The 23,384-nt window shown below is 73.5% G+C and carries 25 protein-coding genes and 1 tRNA gene; 9 read left to right on the top strand and 17 right to left on the bottom strand.

What is annotated here, in order from left to right; all coding sequences use genetic code 11:
* Positions 1-3 precede the first annotated feature (3 nt).
* Positions 4-882, bottom strand: a complete 879-nt coding sequence (locus C8046_RS13890; RefSeq protein ID WP_109229945.1) for a hypothetical protein — start codon at positions 880-882, stop codon at positions 4-6.
* A gap of 10 nt (positions 883-892) precedes the next feature.
* Positions 893-1,798: a hypothetical protein gene (locus tag C8046_RS13885; protein ID WP_109229944.1), complete on the bottom strand. Its 906-nt coding sequence runs from the start codon at positions 1,796-1,798 to the stop codon at positions 893-895.
* A gap of 191 nt (positions 1,799-1,989) precedes the next feature.
* Between C8046_RS13885 and C8046_RS13880 the strand changes: the two genes are divergently transcribed.
* Positions 1,990-2,901, top strand: a complete 912-nt coding sequence (locus C8046_RS13880; RefSeq protein WP_235866336.1) for a response regulator transcription factor — start codon at positions 1,990-1,992, stop codon at positions 2,899-2,901.
* Between the two features lie 63 nt (positions 2,902-2,964).
* Here the strand turns inward: C8046_RS13880 and C8046_RS13875 are convergent, their stop codons facing one another.
* Entirely contained in the window at positions 2,965-4,407 is a 1,443-nt protein-coding gene (locus C8046_RS13875; protein ID WP_109230948.1) for a glycosyltransferase family 2 protein, read from the bottom strand.
* Between the two features lie 148 nt (positions 4,408-4,555).
* Here C8046_RS13875 and C8046_RS13865 point away from each other — a divergent pair, with 148 nt between their 5' ends.
* On the top strand, positions 4,556-5,287 hold the full coding sequence (locus tag C8046_RS13865) for a hypothetical protein (RefSeq protein ID WP_146197169.1): 732 nt from the start codon (positions 4,556-4,558) through the stop codon (positions 5,285-5,287).
* A 94-nt stretch (positions 5,288-5,381) separates the two neighbouring features.
* On the opposite strand, the gene C8046_RS13860 is transcribed toward C8046_RS13865, so the two are convergent.
* From C8046_RS13860 to C8046_RS13840, 5 genes are all read right to left on the bottom strand, one after another.
* Positions 5,382-5,454: transfer RNA gene (locus C8046_RS13860), tRNA-Arg, on the bottom strand.
* Positions 5,455-5,563: 109 nt separating this feature from the next.
* On the bottom strand, positions 5,564-6,211 hold the full coding sequence (locus C8046_RS13855) for a response regulator transcription factor (RefSeq protein WP_268921374.1): 648 nt from the start codon (positions 6,209-6,211) through the stop codon (positions 5,564-5,566).
* The gene (locus C8046_RS13850) at positions 6,208-7,515 is read right to left on the bottom strand and encodes a sensor histidine kinase (RefSeq protein ID WP_109229941.1); all 1,308 of its coding nucleotides are present in this window, start codon (positions 7,513-7,515) and stop codon (positions 6,208-6,210) included. The genes C8046_RS13855 and C8046_RS13850 overlap by 4 nt, the downstream gene beginning before the upstream one ends.
* Before the next feature lie 85 nt (positions 7,516-7,600).
* Positions 7,601-8,584 (bottom strand): zinc-binding alcohol dehydrogenase family protein, encoded by a 984-nt coding sequence (locus C8046_RS13845; protein ID WP_109229940.1) that lies wholly within the window; start codon positions 8,582-8,584, stop codon positions 7,601-7,603.
* Positions 8,581-9,141, bottom strand: a complete 561-nt coding sequence (locus C8046_RS13840; RefSeq protein WP_109230947.1) for a PadR family transcriptional regulator — start codon at positions 9,139-9,141, stop codon at positions 8,581-8,583. Before C8046_RS13840 ends, C8046_RS13845 begins: the two co-directional genes overlap by 4 nt.
* Before the next feature lie 208 nt (positions 9,142-9,349).
* Between C8046_RS13840 and C8046_RS13835 the strand changes: the two genes are divergently transcribed.
* Positions 9,350-10,765 (top strand): MATE family efflux transporter, encoded by a 1,416-nt coding sequence (locus C8046_RS13835; protein WP_158277228.1) that lies wholly within the window; start codon positions 9,350-9,352, stop codon positions 10,763-10,765.
* A gap of 28 nt (positions 10,766-10,793) precedes the next feature.
* Here C8046_RS13835 and C8046_RS13830 read toward each other — a convergent pair whose 3' ends face one another.
* The 7 genes from C8046_RS13830 to C8046_RS13800 form a co-directional block, all read right to left on the bottom strand.
* Positions 10,794-11,288: a low molecular weight phosphatase family protein gene (locus tag C8046_RS13830; RefSeq protein WP_328587602.1), complete on the bottom strand. Its 495-nt coding sequence runs from the start codon at positions 11,286-11,288 to the stop codon at positions 10,794-10,796.
* Positions 11,289-11,392: 104 nt separating this feature from the next.
* Complete coding sequence (locus C8046_RS13825) at positions 11,393-12,358, bottom strand: manganese catalase family protein (protein WP_109229938.1); 966 nt, start codon at positions 12,356-12,358, stop codon at positions 11,393-11,395.
* A 92-nt stretch (positions 12,359-12,450) separates the two neighbouring features.
* Entirely contained in the window at positions 12,451-13,029 is a 579-nt protein-coding gene (locus tag C8046_RS13820; protein WP_109229937.1) for a DUF3618 domain-containing protein, read from the bottom strand.
* Positions 13,026-13,421: a phage holin family protein gene (locus tag C8046_RS13815; protein ID WP_235866335.1), complete on the bottom strand. Its 396-nt coding sequence runs from the start codon at positions 13,419-13,421 to the stop codon at positions 13,026-13,028. Before C8046_RS13815 ends, C8046_RS13820 begins: the two co-directional genes overlap by 4 nt.
* Positions 13,422-13,607: 186 nt before the next feature.
* Positions 13,608-14,345 (bottom strand): hypothetical protein, encoded by a 738-nt coding sequence (locus tag C8046_RS13810; RefSeq protein ID WP_109229935.1) that lies wholly within the window; start codon positions 14,343-14,345, stop codon positions 13,608-13,610.
* A gap of 333 nt (positions 14,346-14,678) precedes the next feature.
* Complete coding sequence (locus C8046_RS13805; RefSeq protein WP_109229934.1) at positions 14,679-15,521, bottom strand: SDR family NAD(P)-dependent oxidoreductase; 843 nt, start codon at positions 15,519-15,521, stop codon at positions 14,679-14,681.
* The gene (locus C8046_RS13800; protein WP_109229933.1) at positions 15,518-16,831 is read right to left on the bottom strand and encodes a cytochrome P450; all 1,314 of its coding nucleotides are present in this window, start codon (positions 16,829-16,831) and stop codon (positions 15,518-15,520) included. The genes C8046_RS13805 and C8046_RS13800 overlap by 4 nt, the downstream gene beginning before the upstream one ends.
* Before the next feature lie 178 nt (positions 16,832-17,009).
* Between C8046_RS13800 and C8046_RS18510 the strand changes: the two genes are divergently transcribed.
* The 4 genes from C8046_RS18510 (at position 17,010) to C8046_RS18505 (ending at position 20,524) form a co-directional block, all read left to right on the top strand.
* Positions 17,010-18,122, top strand: a complete 1,113-nt coding sequence (locus C8046_RS18510) for an acyl-CoA dehydrogenase (RefSeq protein WP_158277227.1) — start codon at positions 17,010-17,012, stop codon at positions 18,120-18,122.
* The gene (locus tag C8046_RS13790) at positions 18,116-19,528 is read left to right on the top strand and encodes a bifunctional PIG-L family deacetylase/class I SAM-dependent methyltransferase (RefSeq protein ID WP_109229932.1); all 1,413 of its coding nucleotides are present in this window, start codon (positions 18,116-18,118) and stop codon (positions 19,526-19,528) included. The genes C8046_RS18510 and C8046_RS13790 overlap by 7 nt, the downstream gene beginning before the upstream one ends.
* Positions 19,525-20,244 carry a glycosyltransferase gene (locus C8046_RS13785; protein ID WP_109229931.1) on the top strand — a complete coding sequence of 240 codons (720 nt, stop codon included), beginning with the start codon at positions 19,525-19,527 and terminating at the stop codon, positions 20,242-20,244. The genes C8046_RS13790 and C8046_RS13785 overlap by 4 nt, the downstream gene beginning before the upstream one ends.
* Positions 20,245-20,347: 103 nt before the next feature.
* Positions 20,348-20,524 (top strand): hypothetical protein, encoded by a 177-nt coding sequence (locus C8046_RS18505; protein ID WP_216628977.1) that lies wholly within the window; start codon positions 20,348-20,350, stop codon positions 20,522-20,524.
* A 171-nt stretch (positions 20,525-20,695) separates the two neighbouring features.
* Here the strand turns inward: C8046_RS18505 and C8046_RS13775 are convergent, their stop codons facing one another.
* Positions 20,696-21,397 carry a GAF and ANTAR domain-containing protein gene (locus tag C8046_RS13775; RefSeq protein ID WP_109229929.1) on the bottom strand — a complete coding sequence of 234 codons (702 nt, stop codon included), beginning with the start codon at positions 21,395-21,397 and terminating at the stop codon, positions 20,696-20,698.
* A 199-nt stretch (positions 21,398-21,596) separates the two neighbouring features.
* On the opposite strand from C8046_RS13775, the gene C8046_RS13770 reads away from it, so the two are divergent.
* Together C8046_RS13770 and C8046_RS13765 are read left to right on the top strand one after the other, a co-directional pair.
* Positions 21,597-22,097 carry a hypothetical protein gene (locus C8046_RS13770; protein WP_109229928.1) on the top strand — a complete coding sequence of 167 codons (501 nt, stop codon included), beginning with the start codon at positions 21,597-21,599 and terminating at the stop codon, positions 22,095-22,097.
* Positions 22,098-22,205: 108 nt separating this feature from the next.
* A complete protein-coding gene (locus C8046_RS13765) occupies positions 22,206-22,760 on the top strand; it encodes a hypothetical protein (RefSeq protein ID WP_109229927.1) in 555 nt (184 codons plus the stop codon).
* Positions 22,761-22,854: 94 nt separating this feature from the next.
* On the opposite strand, the gene C8046_RS18500 is transcribed toward C8046_RS13765, so the two are convergent.
* On the bottom strand, positions 22,855-23,346 hold the full coding sequence (locus C8046_RS18500) for a hypothetical protein (RefSeq protein WP_158277225.1): 492 nt from the start codon (positions 23,344-23,346) through the stop codon (positions 22,855-22,857).
* Positions 23,347-23,384 lie beyond the last annotated feature (38 nt).

Raw genomic sequence — 23,384 nt, 5'->3', positions numbered from 1 at the left:
GCCTCAGACGTCCTCGCTCAGCACCAGGTCCATCGCCGCGACGAGGTCACCGATCCTCGCCAGCGACCCCCGTCGGTCCTCGACCCCGAGGACGAGCCACTCCCCGTCCTGGTCGATGACGACGGTGCCGCGTCCCAGGATCCCCTCGATCCGGTTCCGCATCACCGGCGACGGCGGCGCGGTACCAGGGAGGACCTCGAGCGCGATCCACATCAGGTGACGGGTCGAGGTGGCGTCGGAGCCGACCCGGACGTCGAGGGCCCGGTGACCCAGGCGGAGCCGCCTCCCGGCGACGCGTCCGGTCACGACGTCGTGGTGCACCACGCGCTCGTGCGACCCGAGCCGGGACCCAACCGCGCGAGGCAGCCGGCCCGATCGGCCGCGCAGGACGTGGTGGAGCCCGTTGTCGGCGGCGAAGGCCGCGACCGTGGCGTGACGTCGCCAGCGCCGACCCCGCGCGATGCCGAGGCCGAGGTAGCCCACTCCGCCCATCAGCACGCCGAAGACCGCGGCCGCGGCCAGCCCGAAGGACAGGTCGCCGCTGTCGGAGGTGAACGCCTGCAGGAGCGCCCCGACGAGGAAGAGCCCGAAGGCCGCCCCGCCCATGATCAGCCCCACCCTGGCAGGACCGGCCCGACCTTCCTCCTTCAGGAGGCGCTCCGCCCCGGGGACACGTCCCGCCACGGCGTCGCGGCGCAGCTGGGCGGCGGCGGCCCGGGACGCCTGGCGCTCGAGGGCCGTCAGTCGGACGGTCCGCACGAGCGGGAGGTCCAGGTGTCCCCCGGCGACGTCGTCGACCCGGTCCAGCTCGTCGCGGGGCTCCATCGCGTCATGGGGTTCGATCCGGTCCTGGGGGCCGGTCCGGCCCTGCGCGTCGGTCATCTGTTCCCTCTCAGCCGTCGGCGGGTTCGGTCAGGCCGCCGGCTCCCGCGACCTGGTCACCGCAGGAGACCTCCTGGGCGGTGGTCACCACGGGATCGTCGGCCGCCGCGGCGGTGGCCACGACCTCGACCGACCCGTTCCCGGCCAGACGCGCGCCGTCGCTCAGGTCGATCAGCGTGCGGGTGACCGTCCAGCCGTCGCTCGTCTCCTCGGCCAGCAACCCGGCCAGACGGGGCGCACCGTCGACGTCGCTGCACCCGACCCCCGTGCCCTGCCCGCCGAAACCGCGGTCGAACACGTAGGGCTGCCCGGCGTCGTCCACCGTCTGCGTCACCGCGCACCCCGTGAGGGCGAAGACCTGCGCCTCGCGGCCGAGGTCGACGAGCACGACGGGGGCGTCGCCGGCGTCGGTGGTCGCGACGCTGCCCACGACGGCGGAGGCGGGGATCGGGCTGGCCGAGCTGATCGGCGCCGAGAAGGTGGCGCCGGACGCGGTGGTGACGCCGATCGCACGGTCGGCACCGGCGGTGATCCAGGCGCTGTCGGGGCGACCGTCGCCGTCGACGTCGACGATCTCCGCGACGGCGGCGCCGGGCGGAGGGCCGTCGTTCGTCGCGGGGCAGCCGCTGCCGGCCGTCCCGGTGTCGGTGCTCGACCCGGTTGGCGACGACGACGGGTCGCTGCCGCCCGGGGAGGACGTGCTCGAGCTCGGCTCGCTCGTGGCCGGCTCGCTCGGGATCGGTGTCGGAGACCCTGATCCGGGCGCGGGCTCGTCACCCGGACCGGCGCAGCCGGCGAGGACGAGAACGCCGGCGACGAGCGGGGTCAGCCGACGCGACCAGGTCGGGCCGGGAGAGGCGTGGGCGCGGGGTCCGCCGGAGTCCGGCCGTGACGTGAAGGATCGAAGGGTGCGCATCTCTCTCCTGTCGCTCGCACGAGCTCGACCGGAGAACCACCCCCGGCGGCGTCGCCCGCATTCACACTACGTCGCGGTCGTCACGACGACCCTGACCGACCGTCCCGGGGCACGACCCCCACACCCACTACCTGCGTAGAACCTCACATCTCGCAAGGCCAGATCCTCAGGGGCGACCGTAGGATCGGAGCGTGGAATTCACCGAGAGAGTTGCCCTCGTCATCGAGGATGACCCCGACATTCGCCTGCTGCTCGAATCGGTCCTCGAGAAGGCCGGATTCATGGTGCACTCGGCAGGTACCGGGAGCGCCGGCGTCAAGCTGGCCCACCAGGTCGATCCGCTGATCATCACGCTCGACGTGAACCTTCCCGACATCGACGGGTTCGAGGTCGCGCGGCGCGTTCGTGCGGCCAGCGATGCGTACATCGTGATGCTCACCGCGCGGGACGACGAGATCGACACCCTCTCGGGGCTCGACGTCGGGGCGGACGACTACATCACGAAGCCGTTCCGCCCCCGCGAGCTGCGCGCCCGGGTCGAGGCGATGCTGCGCCGCCCTCGCGTCTCGCCGCCCCACGGTTCGGCCGCAGCCACGGCACGACACGCCGCGCCCGCGAGCCCCGCTCCGGAAGCGCCCCCCGCAGCCCCCGCACCCCAGGTCGCCGCGGTCGCTCCGGCGGAGGTCCGTCCCCACCCCGTCCCGGTCACGACCGAGGACACCGCAACCGCTCCCGCCCCGGTGGCGACGCCCGCTGCGGCCACCGCCGCGCCGGTCGCCGGCACCGTCGACGGGCTTCGCGTGGACCGCGACGCCCGCATCGTGGAGGTCGACGGAGCGACGATCGCGCTCACCCGCAGCGAGTTCGACATCCTCGCCGCCCTGTGGGTCTCCATCGGCAAGGTCGTCACCAAGCACGACCTCGTGCGCGCCGTCTGGGGCGAGGAGTACGACGTCGGCACGCTCATCACGCCCGCCGACCACCGCAGCGTCGAGGTCCACATGGTGAACCTGCGCCGCAAGCTGGGCGAGGACATCAGCAACCCGCGCTGGATCGACACCGTGCGCGGTGTCGGCTACCGGCTGAACGCCCCCCGCGCCTGACACCCCCGCGTCTGGCACCTCAGCGCCTGGCGCCTCCGCGTCCGACCGTTCGCCGACCGACCGTCAGGCCCGGTAGCCGTACTGGCGACGCAGGAGCTGACGGAGCATCGAGAGCGTCTGCAGCGTGGTGAGGACGGCGAGCATCGGCCAGCCGACCCACAGGATCGAGGCCTGGGCGATGATCGGCAGCGTCGACCAGCCGTAGACCAGCGCACCGAAGCCGGCGAGAGCCACGACCAGGGGCGTCAGGTGCGCCCAGCCGGCGCCTCGCTCCGCCCGAGCCTGGGCCGCCCAGTTGTCGGTGCGGACCTTCGAGAGGAACTTGGTCCACGCCCGGAAGAAGTGTCCGATGCGGACCCACATGTAGATCTCCGCGGGAATCATCGTCGCGGCGAACAGGATGTCCTTCCACGTGCGGCCCTGGATCGACATCGCGATGCGCACGTTCAGCGCCATCGCCACGAGCGGCGGGATGAGCCAGATCGGGGAGAACACCAGCGCGTCGATGGACAGAGCGCCGAGCAGGAGCAGCAGGAACGAGACGCGGGAGAAGACGTTGACGAGCATCCCCGCGTTCTCGAGCCAGCGCAGGCGCAGGTTCGGGTGGAACGGCTGACCGCTGGTGCCGCCGCGCTGCCCGGGCCACATGAGGTCGATCGCGCCGTAGTTCCACTTCACCTGCTGACCGTCCAGGGCCCGCAGGTTCTCCATGCCTCCCACGGTCGCCCGTGCCGTCGCGCTGATCTTGGTGGAGTAGCCCAGGTTCTTGATCTGCAGGCTCAGGAGCGAGTCCTCGACCTCGGAGTCGCTGACCCAGGGCGTGCTCTGGTGGTACTGCGCCATGACCTCCTCGAGCGCTGACATGCGGAACAGCGAGGCCTGCCCGCCGAGCACCGCCATGTTGCGACCACGCAGCAGGTTCTGCAGGTTGAACGCGGCGAACTGGGCCCGCTGGCCGGACAGCAGGAGCGAGGCCATCGGGTGCCGCGCGGTGTTGTCGATCGTGTAGATGGCCGAGATCCCGCCGATCCGCGGGTCGGAGACCATCTCCTCCTCGAGCCGCTCCACGGCGTCCGGCGCCACGACCGTGTCGCCGTCGACCCCGAGGAGCAGGTCCGCGCCCTGGGCGAGACGGAAGCCGTAGTTGAGCGCGCCCACCTTCTTCTCGGCGACCTTGCCCATGTCGTGCACGTAGATGGTGGTCTGCTGCACGAGGCCCAGTCGCTGAACGCTGTACTCGCCGGCGTAGGCGCGGGCGAGCTCGAAGCTCGCGTCGGAGGTGTTGTTGATGATCACGTGGATGGCATCGGGGAGTCGGGTCTGGGCGAGCAGCCCGTCGAGCACCTGCTCGATCGTCTCCGCCTCGTTGTAGGCCGGGATGATGCAGGCGATGGTCGCCCGCCGGGTCGGCTCGATGATCACGAGCTCCTCGGGGGTGAACTCGAAGACCTCGAGCTCGACGCCCGGAGCCTCGGCCCCGCTCGCCTGGTCCTCACGTACCGTCATCGCCGTACCGACCATCTCGTGCTCCTGCTGCTGGTGGTCCGGGGTGTTCCGGACGAGAATGATCCTGCTCGCGGAACCCTGGCGCGACCCGAGCGTGAACCACGTCTTGACCTACCGTTCCCCTAAGGGAACCGACACCGGAGCGCACATGTCACAGAAGCGTCAGCCCCACCGCAGCCTTCGCACCGCCGGTGTGACCGCGATCACGTGCGCGCTCGCCGTCGGACTTCTCGGAGCCTGCGGAACCCCGCCCTGGGAGACGCCCCCGGAGACCTCCGAGACCTCGACCACCGACGAGCCGTCGGCGTCGGAGACGTCCTCGGCTCCCGAGGAGACGTCGACCTCCAGCAGCCCGACCCCCTCTCCGACGCCCACTCCCACCCCGACGTTGACGCAGATCGTGAACGACCTGGCCTCGGGCAGCACGGAGCGCACGCTCACGGCCGGGTCCGCCACGCTGACCGTCACGTACTGGTCGGAGCTCGACATGTCGCAGTGGACGCCGGACGCGTCCAAGCCGGTCAGCCTCTCGCTCACCGCGACCAGCGCCGAGGGGAACCCGCTGTTCCTCTCGCGACTGCAGGTGGTCTCCAGCGCCCGCGACGGCGCCGGTGAGCTCGTGGAGTCGCTCCCCGACCTGGTCGACGACGCCACCGTCTCCCCCGGGTACACGATCGAGGACCCGTACAGCTACTCCACCACCGTGCTGGTCCCCGCCCTGCCCGCCGAGGCCCGGTCGGTCCAGCTGACGTTCTCCTACGAGGTCCTCGTGGCCACGGACGACGACGCCGAGACGTTCTCCAAGCAGACGGCGACGGACACCGTCACCGTGGCCGTGGTCGGGGTCGACGACGCGGCCGGAGACGCGGCGACGGACTGACCGTCGTCCGGACGCCCCCACCGCGTCCGCCCGACAACGCAGAAGGCCCTCCCGGTCTCCCGGGAGGGCCTTCTGACGTCGCTGTCTCAACGAGCGCGCCCGGAGGGACTCGAACCCCCAACCTTCTGATCCGTAGTCAGATGCTCTATCCATTGAGCTACGGGCGCGTGGCCCTGAGGCCGGAAAAGAGCATACCCCGTCCCCGGCCGAACCACGAAATCGGCGCGGTGCTGCGGCTGGGGCCGCCCCGGACCGCCCCGTCCGGCCGCCCCGGACTCACACCAGCCCCGCCTCGTAGGCGGCGATCACCACCTGCACCCGGTCGCGCGCGCCGAGCTTCCGCAGGATCTGCGAGACGTGCGACTTCACCGTGCTCTCCGAGACGACCATGTCGCTCGCGATCTCGATGTTGGAGCGTCCCTGGGCGATCGCGAGCATCACCTCGCGCTCACGCTCGCTGAGGTCGGCGATGCCCGGGTTCGGCTGCCGCGACCCGCGCTCGGCGAGGTCGGTCACCAGCCGACGCGTGGCGCTCGGCCCGAGGAGCATCGAGCCGTCGGCCACCAGCCGCACCGCCTCCACGAGCCGCTCCGCCGTCGTGTCCTTCAGCAGGAACCCGCTCGCGCCGGCGTGGAGCGCGTCGTAGACGTAGGAGTCGAGGTCGAACGTCGTCAGGACGAGCACCCGGGTGCCGGGGTTCTCGACGGCGATTCGTCGCGTCGCCGCGATCCCGTCCAGCCGCGGCATGCGGACGTCCACGACGGCGACGTCCGGCCGCAGCCGCGCCACCGCGGCGACGAGCTCCACGCCGTCGGCCGCCGTCGCGACCACCTCGAGGTCGGGCGCCGAGCCGATCATCGCGCTGAAGCCCGCGAGCACCACCGGTTGGTCGTCGGCCACGACGACCGTCGTCGTCCCGCTCACTCGTCCTCCTCCTGCTGCTCCGCGTCGAGCGGGATCGAGACCGCCAGGGTGAACACCCCGGCGAGCAGCGCGACCTCGAGCTCCCCGCCGACCGACTCCACCCGCTCCCGCATCCCGATCAGACCACGGCCCGGCCGCACCTCGCCCGAGGCGCCTCGAGCACCCCCCGCGCTGGAGGCTCGCAGCGTCACCGCCCCCGCCGTCGCCTCGCGGACGAGATGGACGCGGGCCCCGGGCGCATGGCGCCGCGCGTTCGTCAGCACCTCCTGCGTGGCCCGGTACAGCATGTAGCCGACGGCGGGCGGGACCTCGCCCCACTCCCCCGTCACCACGACGTCCTGACCGGCCGCGACGGCGACGGCGACGAGCTCGTCGACGTCGTCCGCCAGCGGCTGCGGCGCGAGCTCGGTCACCTCGCTGCGCTGCAGCACGCTCAGCACGTGGCGCAGCTCGCCGAGCGCCGCCCGGGCGTCGGACGCGATGTCCGCGAGCACCTCGCGGGCGGCCGGTTCGAGGTCGTGCTGGTAGGGGGCGCTCTCCGCGCGGACGGCCACCAGCGAGACGTGGTGCGCGACGACGTCGTGCAGGTCGCGCGAGATCGCCGCCCGCTCGGCGGCCTGGGCCTCCACGACGGCGGCGCGGCGCTCGGCCAGCAGGGCCTCGCGGGCGCTGCGGCGGCCGCGGACCCAGACGCCGAGGCCGGCGGCGGCCAGGTACGCGGCGGCGAGGATCGCCGTTGCCGCGGCGCACTGCCCCACCGACCAGAGGGTGTACCCGCCCCAGCGGTCGAAGGAGAAGACGAACGGGAGGACGAGCCAGATGGCGGCGAGCGCCAGCAGCCCCGGCAGGGCGCCGGCGAGCGGCGAGCGCAGGGCGATGATCGCCGTCACGAGCCCGAGGCCGAGCAGCCAGGCGAGCTGGTGCTGCCCGACCAGCAGGACCGAGAGGTAGGGCAGGACGGCGAGCGCGGTCGCGGAGTAGACGGTGCGGGGTGCGAGCAGGACGCCCACCGTCCCCGCGAGGGCCGCCGCGGCGACCCAGTACCCGCCGGCCGGTCCCGTCAGGAGCACCGGACCCAGATAACCTCCGGGCGTCAGGGTCCCGAGGGGCAGGCCGAGCAGGGCCGACTCGAGCGCGTAGGCCACGGGGCTCCACTGCGCCAGCAGCACCAGGGCAGCCCCCACCCCGGCGAGCGCCCACGAGAAGGTGCGGAGAACACCGGGCGACACCTGCCGCCAGGAGCTGGAACGCGGCTCGGGGTCGAGCGCATCGGCATCGGCGAGGGCGGCGCTGGAGAGGACCATGCCGTCGATCCTCCCGTCACCACCCCGCCGCCACCACCGACCGGGGTCCAGACCTCGGTCGTCCGGACGGACGAGCCGTGGTCGCCTACGGCAGCACGACCACCTTCCCCCGCGTCTGCCCCGACTCCAGGTACAGGTGCGCCTCCGGGGTGCGTGCGAGCGGGAACGTCCGGTCCAAGGGGATGGTGACGTGGCCCGCGGCCGCCTCGTCGAGGAAGGTCTGCAGCACCTCCGGCAGGAGATCGGCCGCGCCGCCCGTGTAGGCCGTCAGACGCACCCCCGCGGGCAGGTAGTCGATCGGGTAGAAGTCCGTCACGGTCCACTGCTCCGACAGCATCCCCGTGAAGCAGACCGTGCCGTGCACCCGGGTGGCCCGCAGCGTGTCGTGGAGCGTCGGAGTCCCGACCAGCTCGAGTGCTGCGTCGACCCCTCCGGGAACGATCGCCCGCACACGGGCGGCGATGTCACCGTCGTCCACGATCACGTGGTCGACGCCGATCGCCGTCAGCGCCTCAGCCTTCGCCGGGGAACGCGTGGTCGACAGGACGGTGAGGCCGAGGCGCTTGGCGAGCACCGCCGTCGCCATCCCGACCGACGAGGTTCCGCCGCGCACGAGCAGCGTCTGCCCGGGTCGTGCGTCCAGTCCCACGGTCAGGGAGCCGTGCGCCGTCTGCAGCATCTCGGGCACCGCGCCGATCAGCGACCAGTCGAGATCGGAGGAGAACGGGATCACCTGGGCGACCGGCACGCAGGTGAACTCTGCGTAGCCGCCGTCGAACGCGCGACCCATGTCGCCCATCAGGGTGGCGACCTGCTGCCCCTCCCGGAACGTCCCGGTGAGGTCGAGGTCGACGACGCCGACCGCCTCGATCCCCAGGATGCGGGGATAGATGACGGCGGCACCCGAGTGGCCGACCCGCGTCATGACCTCGGAGCGGTTGAGCCCGAAGGCCTTCACCCGGATCCGTACCCAGCCGGGGGCGGGACGTGGGAGAGGAACCCTTCGCACGTGCAGGTTCGTGGCGGGGCCGGGCTCGTCGAGCACGACGGCGCGCATGGTCTCGGTCATGAGGTCTCCAGGTCGGGGGGCAGGGAGTCGGGGTCGTCGGCGAGCACGTCGCGGATCCAGGCGCGTTCCGCCCTGCTGAGCGATCTCGCGGACAGGAGGAGACCGCGACGGTAGGGATCCTCGACCTCCTCGGCGCGGACGGGACGGTCCCCCCGCTCACCGTCGTAGAAGAAGCTGGCTGGCTGGTCGAGGAAGTCGAGACGTCGACGGAGGACGGCGTCGCGCGCCGCCCGCTCCGGGACGAGCGAGAGGAACGCGAGGATGACGGCGAATCGCGCGTGATCGGTGATCGCGTGACCGTCGGCGTCCCGCAGCCGACGGACCAGCTCGGCCCGGCCCGCCTCGGTGAGCTGCAGCGTCCGGCGGACGGCGGCACGGCTCCCCGGCTCCTCGGACCGGGTGACCAGGCCGGCAGCCGCCAGACGCGCGATCGCGGGGTAGATCGTTCCGTCGCTGAGCGGGCGGGCGTAGCCGTGGAGCTGCTCCATGCGCCGACGGAGGTCGTAGCCGTGCACCGGTCCGTCGACGAGAAATCCCAGGATCATCAGCTCGATCACCACCGCACCGTAGCACTGCTATACATCGATTCGATGTAAACAGGCGCGTTGCCCAGATCACGGCCCACCCCTCGCGCGCCCGCCCGGAACGGTCATAGAATCGATTCGACCTCGACGCCGCAGCGTCCACCGCACCACCCCTCCCCCACCTTTCGCGCTCACCGCGAGGGTGTGCCGCGCCCGCCCACGCACCACCTTCGGACTCCACGTGACCACTGACCTGACCACCGGCAAGCCGCTCCGGCTCATCCTCACCTTCACCCTCCCGCTGCTGGCGGGCCTCGTGCTGCAGCAGCTGTACCACCTGGCCGACGCCGTCGTCGTGGGTCGCACCCTCGGCATCCAGGCGCTCGCCGCGGTCGGGGCGACGGGGTCCATCGCGTTCCTGCTGCTCGGCTTCACCATGGGCATGACGAACGGCTTCGCCATCCCCGTCGCCCGCGCGTTCGGGGCGGGCGACGCCGACGCCGTCCGCCGCTCCGTCGCCGTCGGCGCCGTGCTGTCGGCGATCGTCGCCGCGGGGCTGACCCTGGTCGGCATCCCGCTCTCGCGTCAGCTCCTGATCTGGATGGCCACCCCGGCGGAGCTGCTCGACGGCGCGACGATCTTCATGGCCGTCACCTTCGCCGGCTGCTCGGCCGGCATCGCGTTCAACTACCTCTCCGGGATCATCCGCGCGCTGGGAGACAGCCGAACGCCGCTGATGTTCCTCGCCGTCTCGAGCGTGCTGAACGTCGGCCTCGTGCTCCTGCTCGTCGGCGGCACGTCGATGGGGATCGCGGGCGCCGCGCTCGCGACCGTCCTGGCCCAGCTCGCGACCGTCGTCGCCTGCCTGGCGCTCATCGCGCGTCGCATGCCGCTGCTGCGGCCCCGCCGCGCTGACTGGCGGCTGCGCCGGGCCGACGTCGTCGAGTCGCTGCGCCTCGGGCTGCCGATGGGCTTCCAGATGTCGATCATCGCGATCGGCACCCTGGTGCTGCAGTACGCGATCAACCGGCTCGGGCCCGACGCCGTCGCCGCCTTCGCGGCCGCGTCACGCGTCGACGCGCTCGCGATGACGCCGTACCAGGCCTTCGGCATGGCGATCGCGACCTACGTCGCCCAGAACCGCGGTGCCGGTCAGTGGTCGCGCATCCGTCAGGGGGTGACACAGACGGCGTGGCTGTCGGTCGGGGTCGCCCTCGCCGTCGGGCTCGCGTGCATCCTGTGGGGCACCTCGATGGTGCGGGTCTTCGCGGGGCACGACGCCCACGCCGAGGCGATCCTCGCCGACGCCCACACCCTGCTGCTCGTCAACGGCCTGCTCTACTTCACGCTCGGCCTGCTGTTCGTCTTCCGCAGCGCGCTCCAGGGCCTGGGGCACGCGGGCATCCCGACGTTCTCGGGCGTCGTCGAGCTCGTGCTGCGGTCCGCCGCTGCGCTCGTGCTCGTCACGCCGCTGGGCTTCCTCGGGGCGGTGCTGGCCGCGCCGCTGGCGTGGGTCGGCGCGCTCGTGCCTCTGTGGATCTCGTGGGAGGCGCGACGGCGGGCGCTCACCCCCCTGCCCGACGAGCCCCCGCTCGGGGCGTTCCCCGGTGGGGTGACGCCGGCCGAGCTCGCGGAGTCGGACCAGACCCGCTCCTGACGCCGGCCCGCGCACGCCACGGTGTGCGTCAGACCAGCAGTTCCTGCACCAGCGCCCGGACGCGGGTGTCGAGATCGTCGCGGATGATCGCGAGGCGCTCCTGGCCCTCGATGCCGCGCTCCGACGGCTCGTCCGTCTGCCAGCGCTCGACGGTGGGAGCGTCGTCGCCGTCCAGCAGCGCCGGGTCGATCTCGGCCTCGCCGATGACGACGATGCGGTCGACGCCGTCGAGCAGCCCCTCGGTGATGGCCTTCGGGTACTCGCCCCGGAACGTGGCGCCGACCTGCTCGACGCTCGCGGCGGCCTCGGCGCTCAGCCGCTCGCCCGGGTCCGTACCCGCCGAGCGGACGGTGAGGCTCTCCCCCGCGTGCAGCCGCGTCAGGGCGGCAGCCATCTGCGACTTCCCGCCGTTGCGCACGCAGACGAACAGGACCGTGGGGTGGTGCGGATCGGCCGTCGTCGCTGTGATCGGGACGATCGGGTCGGGCTCGGTGGGCTCGGTGGTCACTACGGGCGTGGTCACGATTCTCCTCGGGTCGGTCCCTCCACTCTGCAAGATCGGAGCGCGACTGACCAGGGTGGCGTGGAGGAGGGCCCGGACCTGATGGCCCGGGCCCTCCTCGACCGCTACTTCTTCGACGCCGGAGCCACCGGTGCGTAGACCATCTCGGCCTCGGCGAGCTCGATGTCCGCCGTCGCCTGGATCAGCGCGAGCAGCTCCGGGTCGAGACCCGGGGCGAACTCCTCGTAGCGCTCGTCGGCGATCGTCATGGGCACCCCGGCCGGCACCTGCTCGGAGGCGTCGAGCTCGGTGCCGTCGTTGGAGGGCGACATGCCGCGGAAGATCTTCCCGGCCTCGGACGCCCCGGTGAGGTCGAACGTGTACTGCTTGCTCTGCAGCCCGAGGTCGACGAGCTTCTTCACCTCGGGAAACTTCTCCGCGTTGGTCTTCGGGATCGGCAGCAGCGTGCCCCAGTCGACCCCGAGCGACTCCAGCGCCTTGGCGTAGGCGTTCTCGTGCGCCTGGTCGCGGACGATCAGGTAGGCCAGCGTCGAGCGCGCCGTCTTGTTGTCGGTCATCTCGTAGATCCGGCACTTCTGCAGGCGACCTGTCGACTCCAGCATGAGGTTGTAGAGCAGGTCGAGCACGAGGTTGCCCGAGTTGTAGACGTAGCTGCCGCTCCACGGGTTGCCCGCCGAGTCGACGGGCAGCGCGCCCTGGGCCGCCACCAGGTAGTGGTGGATGTTGCCCTGGTCGAGCGCCAGGGCGAGCGGGACGTCGCCACCGGCACCCGGGGTGTCCAGCGGATCGGTCTTCTTGCCGTTGTAGCGCGGCGAGCCGTCGAGCAGCCGCGAGATGGTCGTCCCGATGAGCTCGACGTGGCTGATCTCCTCGGTGCCGATGCCCTGCAGCAGGTCGCGGTACGGCTTGGCCGCGGCACCGCGGAAGTTCATGCTCTGGAACAGGTACTGCATCATCGTCCGCATCTCGCCGAACTGGCCGCCGAGTCCCTCCTGGAGGGCGTTGGCCGCTGCGGGATCGGGCTCGTCGGAGACGATGTCGTGGATGAGTCGTTGCACGTGCAGGTACATGTCGGGCCTCTCGTCCGTGGCGGATGCCCCCCCGCTGATCGCCCCCGCGCTGCGGCCCGCGTCCTGATCGACGCGGGCCGCGTCCGGAAGCTCTAGGAGAGCGAGCTCCGTGTGGCGTCGGCCGAGTCGTGCGCGCTGGCGGCGACGTCCTCGGCGGCACCCGCGCCCTCGTCCTTGACGACGGCGGCACCCTCCTTCGCCTTCTCGGCGACGTGCTGGGCCGACGTCTTCGCGACGTCGAGCAGCTCGTGGGCCGCCGACGTGGCGCCCTCCTTGACCTCGTCCAGCTGATCGCTGTCCTTGAGGCGGGTGGCGAGCTCCTGCTCCTTGCGGCTGGCCGGGACGAGTGCCGCGAGCAGCAGCCCGACACCGAACCCGACGACGCCGACGGCGAGGGCGTTGCCCTGGACCGTCGACCTCACGGCACCGGGGGTGTCCCCCAGCGACTGCTTCGCCGACGAGGCGGCCGAGCCGACCGCGTCACCGGCGTCCGACGCGGTGCCGAAGACGGCGTCCTTCGCCCCGGAGGCGAGGCCGCGGAGCTTGTCGCCCTGGCGCGAGGCGATCGCGCTCGGGCTGACCTTCTCGCCGAGCACGTCGACGTCGGCGGCCACCCGCTCGCGCGTGCGGTCGATGTCGGCGCGGATCTGGTCGGGGTCGTTCGTGGTCATGAGGTCTCCTGGTGTCCCTTGAGGGCGGCGGGGATCTTCGCCACCGTCTCCGTGGTGCGGGGCAGGCCCGGGGTCCGGGCGAGCTCCTTGCGGCCGCGCTGGTACAGGACGGCGGCGATGATCGCCCAGACGAGCGCGACGACGAGGGCCGACCAGGCGTGGCCGAGGACGTACCCCAGCCCCCACCAGGCGGCGATCGAGACGAACAGCAGGACGAAGTGGCCGGCGACGCCGGCACCGGCGAGCAGGCCGGCACCCTTCCCCGCCTGCGTGACGTCCTGCGTGACCTCGGCCTTGGCCAGGGCGATCTCCTGGCGCACGAGCTGCGAGAGGTCACCGGTGAGACGACCGACGATCGTGCCGAGCGAGTCCTCCGGCGACACGGGGGTCACCGGGGTCCCGGGTGCCGTCGATCGCGACCGCAGCGGGCCGGGTGCCCCAGGGGCGCCGGGGGTCCCGGTCATCAGGAACGCACCGGCGCGGTGCCGGCGTCCGGCGTGCCCCAGGCGTGCTCGCCGCCGTCGGTCACGGGGACGGCCGGGGCGCCGGGCTCGAACGCCGGGGACGCGAACGCCTCGTCAGCGGTGTGGCGGCCGCCCGTGATCGAGGCGGGTGACGGACGCCTCGTCGAGGCTCGCGCCGTCGTCGTCGTGGGTGCGGTGCGCCGACGTCGTACCGGACGGTGCGTCCTTGAGGGCGCGGGTGAGGCGACCCACGACGACGCCGGCGCCGACGGCGATCGCGAGGAACGCGAACGGGCGACGACGCGCGAAGCGCTGCACGTCCGTGAGAACGCCGTCGAGGTCGCGGTCCTCGAGCCACCCGGCAGCGCCGTCGAGGCGCTGCGACGCCTGGCGGGCGAGGTCGGAGACCATGCCCTGGTCCTCGCTGGCGTCGGCGAGCGAGGCGAGCTCGCCCGAGACACCGCGCAGACCGACCGTCGCGCGCTCCTTGCCGGCGGTGCTCTGCGAGCGGAGCTGGCCCGTGGCCTCGTGCAGCAGGGTCGAGACCTGGTCCTTGGCCTCGGAGGCGACCTTTGCGGCCTCGTCCCTGGCGGTGCCGAGGACGTCACCGGCCGACGCGGCGGCGTCGGAGGCCACGGAGGTGACCTCGTCCTTGACCGTGGAGGCGGCCTGCTTCGCGGCCGAGGCCGCTGCGCCGGCGCCGGAGTCGGACGACCCGGGGTGACCCGTCGACGGGGCGACGGGGATGGGTGTGGTGCTCGGCACGGCGCCGGGGGCGACCGGCTCGTGGCCGGTCACGGGCGTCGGGACGCTGCCGTAGGTGGGCGGAGGTGTGATGGACGGATCGCTCATGGGTTTCTCCTTGCTCGGTACGCCGAGCACGCCGAGATCGACCCTGAGGTCGTCGTCGAGGCGTCGTCGTCACGGATGGTGACGTCGCGGGAGGCGACCTCGTCGGGGACGTCCGGACCCTGTCGAACGGAGACGGCGCGCGCACCGCACCCGTCGACCGGTGAACGCGGCTGCTGCTGCTGCCGCGGTCCCGCGCGGTCGACCACGTTTCTCGAGCCGACCGTTGGCCCCAGTGTGCGCGCGCCCGACGACGACCGCGCACTCCGTGATCGAGCAGTTCCCAGATGACTCCCCGCCCCCGACGGGGAAGTCAAGGCCCGTCGGTTCCGGGCCTCAGCCCGGCAGCCCCACCATCGCCGCGCTGCGACGCCACAGCTCCTCGACCAGCTCGTCGTCGCGCACCTGCGGGTGCGGCTGGGCCACCAGCGTCCGCTCGTCGTAGTAGGCCCCGGACTGCCAGTCGACGCCGGGCCGTCCGGCGATGAAGTGGTCCAGCGTCGTCCCGCCCTGGGCGGCGCTGATCAGGAACAGCCGCCGCAGCGGCGTCCGGTAGACCAGCCGGAACCAGCTCTTCGACCCCGCGGCGAAGCTCGTGCCGACCATCCCGGGATGGAACGCGACGGCGGAGATCCCCCTCCCGCCGTAGCGGTGGTGCAACCCGCGCACGTGGAGGATGTTGGCGAGCTTGGAGTCGCCGTAGGCCCGGGTCGCGGTGAAGCCGCGGGAGTTCTCGAGGTCGGTCGTGTCGATGGCCCCGAAACGCACGGCCGCCACGCTCGAGGTGTTCACGACGCTCGCGCCGCCCGCGACGAGCTGCTCGTGCAGCAGCTCCGTCAGGAGGAACGGGGAGAGGTGGTTCACCTGGAAGGTGCGCTCGTGACCGTCCACCGTGGGTTCGCGGTCGCCGAACACTCCCCCGGCGTTGTTGGCGAGCACGTCGATCGACTCGACCCGGGCGGCGATCTCGCTCGCCACCCGTCGGACGTCCTCGAAGCGGGCGAAGTCGGCGACGAACGCCTCGGCGCCCGTCTCGGCGGCGACGGCGGCCGTCTTCCCGGGCGAGCGACCCACGATCAGCACGCGGTCGCCCGCGGCGACCCGGGTCCGCGCGGCGGCGGCCCCGATCCCGTCGGAGGCGCCGGTGATGACGACGGTCCGGCGTCCGGCGGCGCTCACGCGGCGTTCCGTCGCTCGGCGGCGAACGTCAGCCCGGAGTGGTCGACCGTCCACGGCAACGGGTCCTGCGCCAGGTGCACCGATCGCGGCGAGGAGAGCCGCAGCTCGGCGACGCTGCGGGCGAGGAACCGCCCGGCGACGGCGGCCACGACGTCGCGACCCGGGCACCCCGCCGGCCCGGTGCTGAACGGGATGAGCGCCCGGTCGGCCTCGGCCCGGCCGTCGTTCCACACCTGGGGTGAGAAGGAGTGCGCGAACGGCACCCGGCCCGAGTCCCGGTGGAAGAACGAGGACACGATGACGACGGCGGTCCCGGCGGGCAGCTCGCCGTCACCCCAGGTCGTGGCCGAGTCGGACTCGCGCAGCACGACCAGCGTCGTCGGCCAGAGCCGCACCGACTCGAGCACGCTCCCGCGCGCCACGAGCCGCTCGGGGGCGGGCAGGTGCGCCTCGGCGGCGAGCTCCGCCGTCAGGTCGGGACGGGCCGCGGCGACGGCGAGGGCGCGGAAGACCGCGGCCCCGGCGGCGTCGAACGCGAACAGCCAGTGCGGCACCTGGCCGGTGGCATCACCGTCGGTCCGCGCGCCGAAGAACCCCGCGAGGCTGGCGTCCGCCGGCGCCGCCTCGACCCGGGAGCGCAGGTGCGCGGTGAACTCCTCGCGCTCGACGGGCCGATCGGGGAGGAGGAAGGCCCAGTTGGCGGCCGCGCGCAGGTCGGTCAACCGGGTGGTGAGGTCGACGTCGTCGACCGCGCCCGGACCGAGCACCACCTCGCGCACCGCGCTGTCGAACGCCTGCGTGAAGGGCTCCCACTCCAGGCGCCCGACGGCGAGCGCCCGGGTGGCCATCCGATCCACCGCCCGGTCCACGGCCGCGTCGAACACCGCCCCCAGCTCGTGCTGGGGGCGACCCGGCTGGAGGGCCGTGACGTTCGCGGCCCGCTTCGGGGCCCGCCCGGCGGGCTCGGTCACCAGCACCGCCTCGGGCTGGAACTTGTGCAGCGCCGCCCGCTTCTCGCGGGAGTCGGCGCGGAACGGCGAGGGCGTCTCGTCCAGGACCCGCACCACGTGCTCGGGGTCGAGCAGGACGGCGAGGCTCAGGCCGGGCAGCCGCACGACGGCGGGGCCACCGCCGGTCCGACGGCGCAGCCCCGCCAGCGTGGCCGCGCCCCTGCGGTCCACCTGGTGGCGTTCGGCCCAGGCCGTGACGGCGGGGCGACGCACGATCGCGCCCTGCGCGACGAGCGGGGCGAGGACCGACAGCGCGCGGGCGGTGTCGATCGGACCGAGGACGGCGGGAGTGGCGGTCATCCGACCACGGTCGCACGTCGCGGCCCCGTCGGCCAGATCGGCCCACCGGGACGCCGTCCTTCCCCTGCGGCGGGTCGTCCCGCAAGATCGAAGGACGACCGGAGCACCTCCGCGTCGGTCCCACGGCAGGGCGGGCCGGACGGGACCGCGCCCGGTCCTCGTCAGAAGGAGCCCGACCGTGCAGCACCCCGATCCCCCCGTCCCGCCCGCCGACCCCGCCTGGGTCCACCTCGGCGCCCCCGCGCCCTTCGGCTCCTCCGACCTGCCGCCGCTCGACGTGGCCGCCGCCCTCGAGGTCGCCCGCACCTGGACCGGCCCCCGCTTCCTCACCGGGGGCGGCTCGACGCTCGCCCTGTGGGAGCTGCTGGCCACGACCGCGGCCGGCGACGTCGCCGTCGCCCGCGCCCTCGAGCCGACGCTGGACGCGCGCTCGATCCTCGACCAGGCCCGCACGCCGACGGCAGACGGCGCCCCGGGGCCCGCCGTCGACCTGCCCGCCGGCCTCGACGCCGCGAGCACGTGGGGCGTGTACGCCGCGGAGGCCCCCGGCACGCGGCTGGCCGCCTCACCGCGCGACGGCGGCTGGCGCCTCACGGGGGTGAAGCCGTGGTGCTCGCTCGCCGGCAGCCTCGAGGGCGGCCTCGTGACCGCCCACCTGCCCGACGGCGAGCGGGGCCTGTTCGCCGTCGACCTGCGCGGGACGGGGGTCGCGGTGGCGGGTGAGGGCTGGGTCTCCCGCGGGCTCGCCGAGATCCCCTCGACGCCCGTGGCGTTCGACGACGCGCCGGCCGCCGCGGTCGGCGCCCCCGGCTGGTACCTCGGTCGTCCGGGCTTCTGGTGGGGCGGGATCGGCGTCGCCGCGTGCTGGTACGGCGGGGCCGTCGGTGTCGCCCGGCGCGTGCTCGAGGCTGCGCGGCAGGCCCCTGAGGCGCGGGCCGAGCGACTGATCGGCGTCGTCGGGCTCCTGGACGAGCAGCTCGCCGACGCCCGCCGCGCCCTCGCCGCGGGGGCCGCGGCCGTGGACGGCGTCGACGTGGACGGCGATGACGCCCCGCCGGAGCCCGGCGAGGGCCGGGTGCTGGCCAAGCGCGTGCGCGCCACCGTGGCGCGCGCCTGCGACGTCGTGCTGCGCGAGGCGGCCGACGCGCTCGGCCCCGCGCCGTTGACCCAGGAGGAGGCGCACGCCAAGCGCGTCGCCGATCTCGCGATCTACGTGCGCCAGCACCACCCGTGGCGTGAGGCCGTCTCGCTCGGCACCGCCGTCGTCGGGCAGGAGGGGTCGGCGTGGTGACGTTCGACGCCCGGGAGCCGGGCACCCCCGCGCGCACCTGGCTCCGCGACCCCCGGCTCGCCGCGCTGCCCGAGCTCGGTCTGCCCGGCCGTGGCGTCGTCGTGCTCGCGGCCCATCCCGACGACGAGACCCTCGGCGCCGGCAACCTCGTCGCCGAGCTCGCGCTGCGCGGGCGGGCCCCGACGGTCGTCGTCGTCACCGACGGTGCGGCCGCCCCCGGCGCGGACGGCACCCGCGACCCCGGCCTCGCCTCGCGGCGGGCCGCCGAGCTGCGGGAGGCGGTGGCGGAGCTCGCCCCCGGTGCCGACCTGGTGACCCTGCGCTTCCCCGACGGCGGCCTGCGCGAGGACCGCGACGCCGTCCGGACCTGGCTGGAGCGGCTGGTCCGCGACCGCGACGTCGCGGGGACGCCCGTCACCACGCTCGTGGCGCCGTGGTCCGGCGACGGGCACCGCGACCACCGCGTGCTCGGCGAGATCGCGGGCGAGGTCGCGCGCCGGCACGGGCTGACCCTGTGGGAGTACCCGATCTGGATGTGGCACTGGGCCGACCCGACGACGGCGGAGGTGCCCTGGGAGACGCTGCGGACCTTCGCGGGCGGACCGGAGGCGGCCGCGCGACGGTCGCGGGCCCTGGACGCGCACGCGTCGCAGGTGGCCGGCCCGGACGCGCTCGTACCGCACGACCTGCGGCGCATCACCGGCCGCGGCGTCGACACCTTCGTGGTGACGGAGCCGCCCGTCGAGGTCCGCGACGAGGACGGCGCCCGTGACCGCGACGACGCGCGCGACGGCGCCGACGTCACCGCCGCGTTCTTCGACGCCACCTACGAGCGCCGCGACGACCCGTGGGGCTTCACCAGCCGCTGGTACGAGGAGCGCAAGCGCGCCCTCACGCTCGCGGCGCTGCCCCGGCGCCGGTTCGCCCGCGCCTGGGAGGTCGGCTGCTCGATCGGCGTGCTGACGGCCGAGCTGGCGGAGCGCTGCGAGAACCTGCTCGCCGTCGATGTCGCCCCGGCCGCCGTCACCAGCGCCCGCGAGCGGCTGGGCGAGCGGGACGGGCTGAGCGTCGAGGTCGCCGACGTCACCGCGGACGTGCCCGCCGGGCCGTTCGACCTCGTCGTGCTGTCGGAGGTCCTGTACTACTTCTCGCTGCCCACGCTGCGACGCTTCCTCGAGCGGCTCGCGCCCGCGCTGGCGGACCGGGCGGTCGTCGTCGGCTGCCACTGGCGCCACCCCGTGACGGGCTACGCGCTCGGCGGCGACGAGGCGCAGCGCGAGCTGCGGACGGCGCTGGCCGCCTCGCGCGGTGCGGTGGTCACCGGGCGGTACGAGGACGAGGACGTCGTGCTCGAGGTGCTGTCGCTGGACGGCCGGTCGGTCGCGGACAGGGACGGGCTGCTGTGAGCGAGAGGGCTGCTGCGAGCGACCGGATCACGTTCGTCGCCGTGGTCGTCCCGGCGCGAGACGAGGAGCTGCTGCTCCCGGCGTGCCTGGACGCTCTCGAGGCGGCCCGGGCACGACTCGCGGCCGACCGCCCCGACGTGCGCACCGCCGTCGTCGTCGTGCTCGACGACTGCCACGACGGCTCCGCCGCCGTGGCGGCCGGCCGGGCCGACGTCGTGCTGCTCACCGATGCCGGGAACGTCGGCGCGGCGCGGGCGCTCGGCGTCGCGCACGCCGCGGGGCTGGCCGGTGCGGACTGGGGCGCGACGGCGTGGCTCGCCCACACCGACGGGGACAGCCGGGTGCCGGCCGACTGGCTCGTCGAGCACGTGGCGACGGCGGAGGCCGGTGCGGACGTGCTGGTGGGGACCGTGCGACCCGATCCCGCCGACCTCGACGCCGCCCGGCTGGCCGCGTGGCGGCTCACCCGGACGGCGGTCGCCAACGGCCACGTGCACGGTGCCAACCTCGGGATGCGGGCGAGCACCGACGCGCTCGTCGGGGGGATCGCACCGCTCGGGCTGCACGAGGACGTCGACGTGGTCGAGCGGGCGCGGGGGGCGGGGGCGCGGATCGTCGCGACCCAGCGGTGCGACGTGCTGACCTCGGGCCGGCTGGTCGGGCGGACGGACGGCGGCTACGCCGGCTACCTGCGCGAGGACCTCGTCGCCGGCTGATCGCCGAGACCGGATCGTGACTTCTCGGCCCGCGCGGGTCACACTGGGAGGACCACCCGGCTCGAGAAGCGTGGCCGGGTTCGGTATCCAGCGGAAGTTGACGATGCACGACGACGTGACCGGACCCGCGGACGACCTCGAGGACACCCTGCCCCTGCCGGCCGTCGCGGCCGAGGAGCCCACGGTGCGGATCGAGGGTGCGCCCGTGGAGCAGGCACCGGGCACGGACACCACGCGCGAGGAGGATCGGGAGCCCCCGACCCCCTCGACGCCACGCTGAGACAGAGCTCCCGGACCGGGCGAGGCCGCCAGGACCGGAGGAAAGGCCGAGAGGTGGCTGGCGGTGCCGTGCGAGAGCCGGCACCACGGAAACGGACGGGACACCTTGTGCGGGTGAGCCGTTCGACCAGCCACCCTCTCGGCGCTTGATCCCCGACGGCGAGGCCCCGCCTCAGGCCGTCGGGACGACCGCCCCTCGCTCCTCGACCAGTCGACGCGCGATCTCCACGACCTTGGTGTTGCTCGTCGACGAGAGCCGCTTGAGCAGGGCGAACGCGGACTCGGCGTCCAGCTGGTAGCGCTCCATCAGCAGGCCCTGGGCCTGACCGATGAGGTGACGACTGGTGATCGCCGCCCTGAGGTCCTCCTCGAGCAGGGTCGTCCGCAGGGCGATGCCGGCGTGCACCGTGAGGACCGACGCCTGCGCGACGTCGTCGCTGTCGAAGCCGTTCGGGCGACGGCCGAAGATGTTCAGGGCGCCGTGAACCCCGCGGGCGCTGAGGAGCTGGATGCTGAGGATCGAGACGATCCCCTCGGCGGCGTGGGCGGCCGGGCCCCAGACCGGCCACCGGGTGTCGACACGGATGTCCGGGGACTGGCACAGCGGCACCTCGCGCGCCGCGTCGAGGCACGGCCCCTCGTTGAGGGAGTACTGGAGGGCGACGACGTTGCGGGCGATCTCCGAGGCCATCCCGATCGACTCGACCCTGCCGCTGCCGCGCCGCAGCGTGATGCTGACCGCCGTGGCAGCCGGGATCAGCTCGAGCGCGGCGTGGGTGACGGCCGTGAGGGTCTCCTCCAACGTGCCGAGTTCGTCCAGGGTGGCGGCGAGCGCCGCCATGCGCATCTCGAGCGAGATCCGTTCCTCGGGCATGGGACCTCCGAACAGGTGCACCGGGTGTGGTGGGCCAAGAGTGGCACCTCATGTGGCCCCGCTCAACCGCGAGAGGTGTGATCTCGGCATCGGTGTTCGACGCCTGGTCAAAAGCGGGGCACAATGGCGTCAAGTCCTGCGCTCGAGAACCGTGGCGCGGCCGCTTCTCCGGGCCTTCCGCCCAAGAAGGGTGCACACGATGCCCCTGTCCTATCTCTCCGAGCTCCCCCACCTCACTGCTCGCCAGCTCCGCGCCCACGTCCTCGAGACCCCTCCCCCGCCGTCGTCGGAGGAGGTCCGCGAGGAGCTCCAGGGCGAGCTGGACCGCGTCGACTCCACCGGCAAGGACCTCTGCCACCTCATGGGCATGACCAGCACGTGGGGCAACGCCCGCTGGGAGGCCGGGCCCACGCCCGACGTCCTCGTGCCCACGTTCCGCGTCGTCGTCCAGGGGGGCGTCCCGACCGAGGAGGTCATTGCCCTCATCGTCCGACGTCTCACCAAGCACGGCTGGAGCGGCGGCGTCGCCTCGCACGAGCCGATCCTCCGACTCGACGCCCAGCGGGCCGCGTTCGCCATGCGTCTGACGGCCGACAACGGTCAGGTGCGGCTCAAGGTCGACGCCGCCCCGGTCCGCCTTGGTCGCACGCTTGCCACGTGGGTGCTCGCGGGCGTCTACGAGGAGGACGAGATCGCCTGATCACGCTCGACGAACGCCCGGTGGCCGGCCCGGCCACCGGGCGTTCGTGTCGGACGTGCGCGAGACAATGGCATGTCAGACCCCGCTCCACCACACGCTGGAGGAACCATGACGACGACCTACCTGTCCGACGCCGAGCTGTCCGCCGCCGAGATCGGCCCCGACGTCGACGGCGACCTGCTGGGCATCTACCTCGGCGACCACCTGACGGGGGCCACCGCGGGCAGCTCCCGCATCTCCGACATGGCCGAGCGGCACGCCGACGAGCCCTACGGCCCCGACCTCGCGCGCATCGCCGGAGAGGTCGAACGCGAGTGCGCCACCCTCGAGGCCGTGATCCGGGCGCTGGACCTCAGCACCCACCCCGTCCGCCGGGTCGTGGCGAAGGTGGGCGAGCGCGTCGGGTCGCTCAAGCCGAACGGCCGCCTGATCGGGGAGTCGCCGATGACGCCGGTCCTGGAGCTCGACCTCGTGCGCGCGGCCGTCAACGGCAAGGGCGCGGGGTGGGAGGTCCTGCAGCACTACGCCGACGACCTCGGGCTGCCGAAGGCCGTCTTCACGCGACTGATCGAGCAGTCCGACGAGCAGTCCGAGACGCTGGCGCGGGCCCACGCCGTCGCCACGGACCTCGCGTTCCGGAAGCCGACCCAGACGAAGGACTGAGCCCGCCCCGCACGGGCGGGACGCGAGAACGGCCGGGGCGGCTCGAGGATCGTCCTCGGGCCGCCCCGGCCGTTCTCGGCGGCCGGGCCGCAGCTCACTCGAGCTGGGCGACCGCCCGCAGCACGCACTGCGTGCCCTCGGGCGGGGCGAACTCCTTCGCGGCCGACCACTCGACGGTCTCGCCCGCCGGCACCTCGACGGTGATGGTGGAGGAGTCGACGGCGCGGGAGTAGGCATCGGTGAAGAAGACGATGATCTGGTAGCCGAGGTCCTCGCCGCCGGGGTTCGCCGCGGTCCCGGTCCCCTGCCAGCCACCCTCGGCCTCGCCGCACCCGGTCAGCAGGACCGAGGTCCGCAGCGCCGGGTCGTCGGGCAGGTCGGTGGGCAGCTCGTTCTGGACCTCGGCCGGCGGGAGCGCCGTCGGGGCCTCGGTCGCCCCACCGTCCTCGGGCGCCTCGTCGGTCCCGTCCTCGGTCGGCGCCTCGGTGCTCTCGGAGTCGGTCGGCTCCGGGGCCGGATCGTCCCCGTTCGAGCAGCCCGCCAGGACGGCGACAGCCACCAGCCCCGCCACCGTCATCGTGCTCATCGTCGATCTGTGCATCGTCGTCACTCCCTCATATCGTC

It is taken from the genome of Serinibacter arcticus, assembly GCF_003121705.1.
Classification (GTDB): domain Bacteria; phylum Actinomycetota; class Actinomycetes; order Actinomycetales; family Beutenbergiaceae; genus Litorihabitans.
This window is presented reverse-complemented; position numbering and strand designations above follow the sequence as displayed.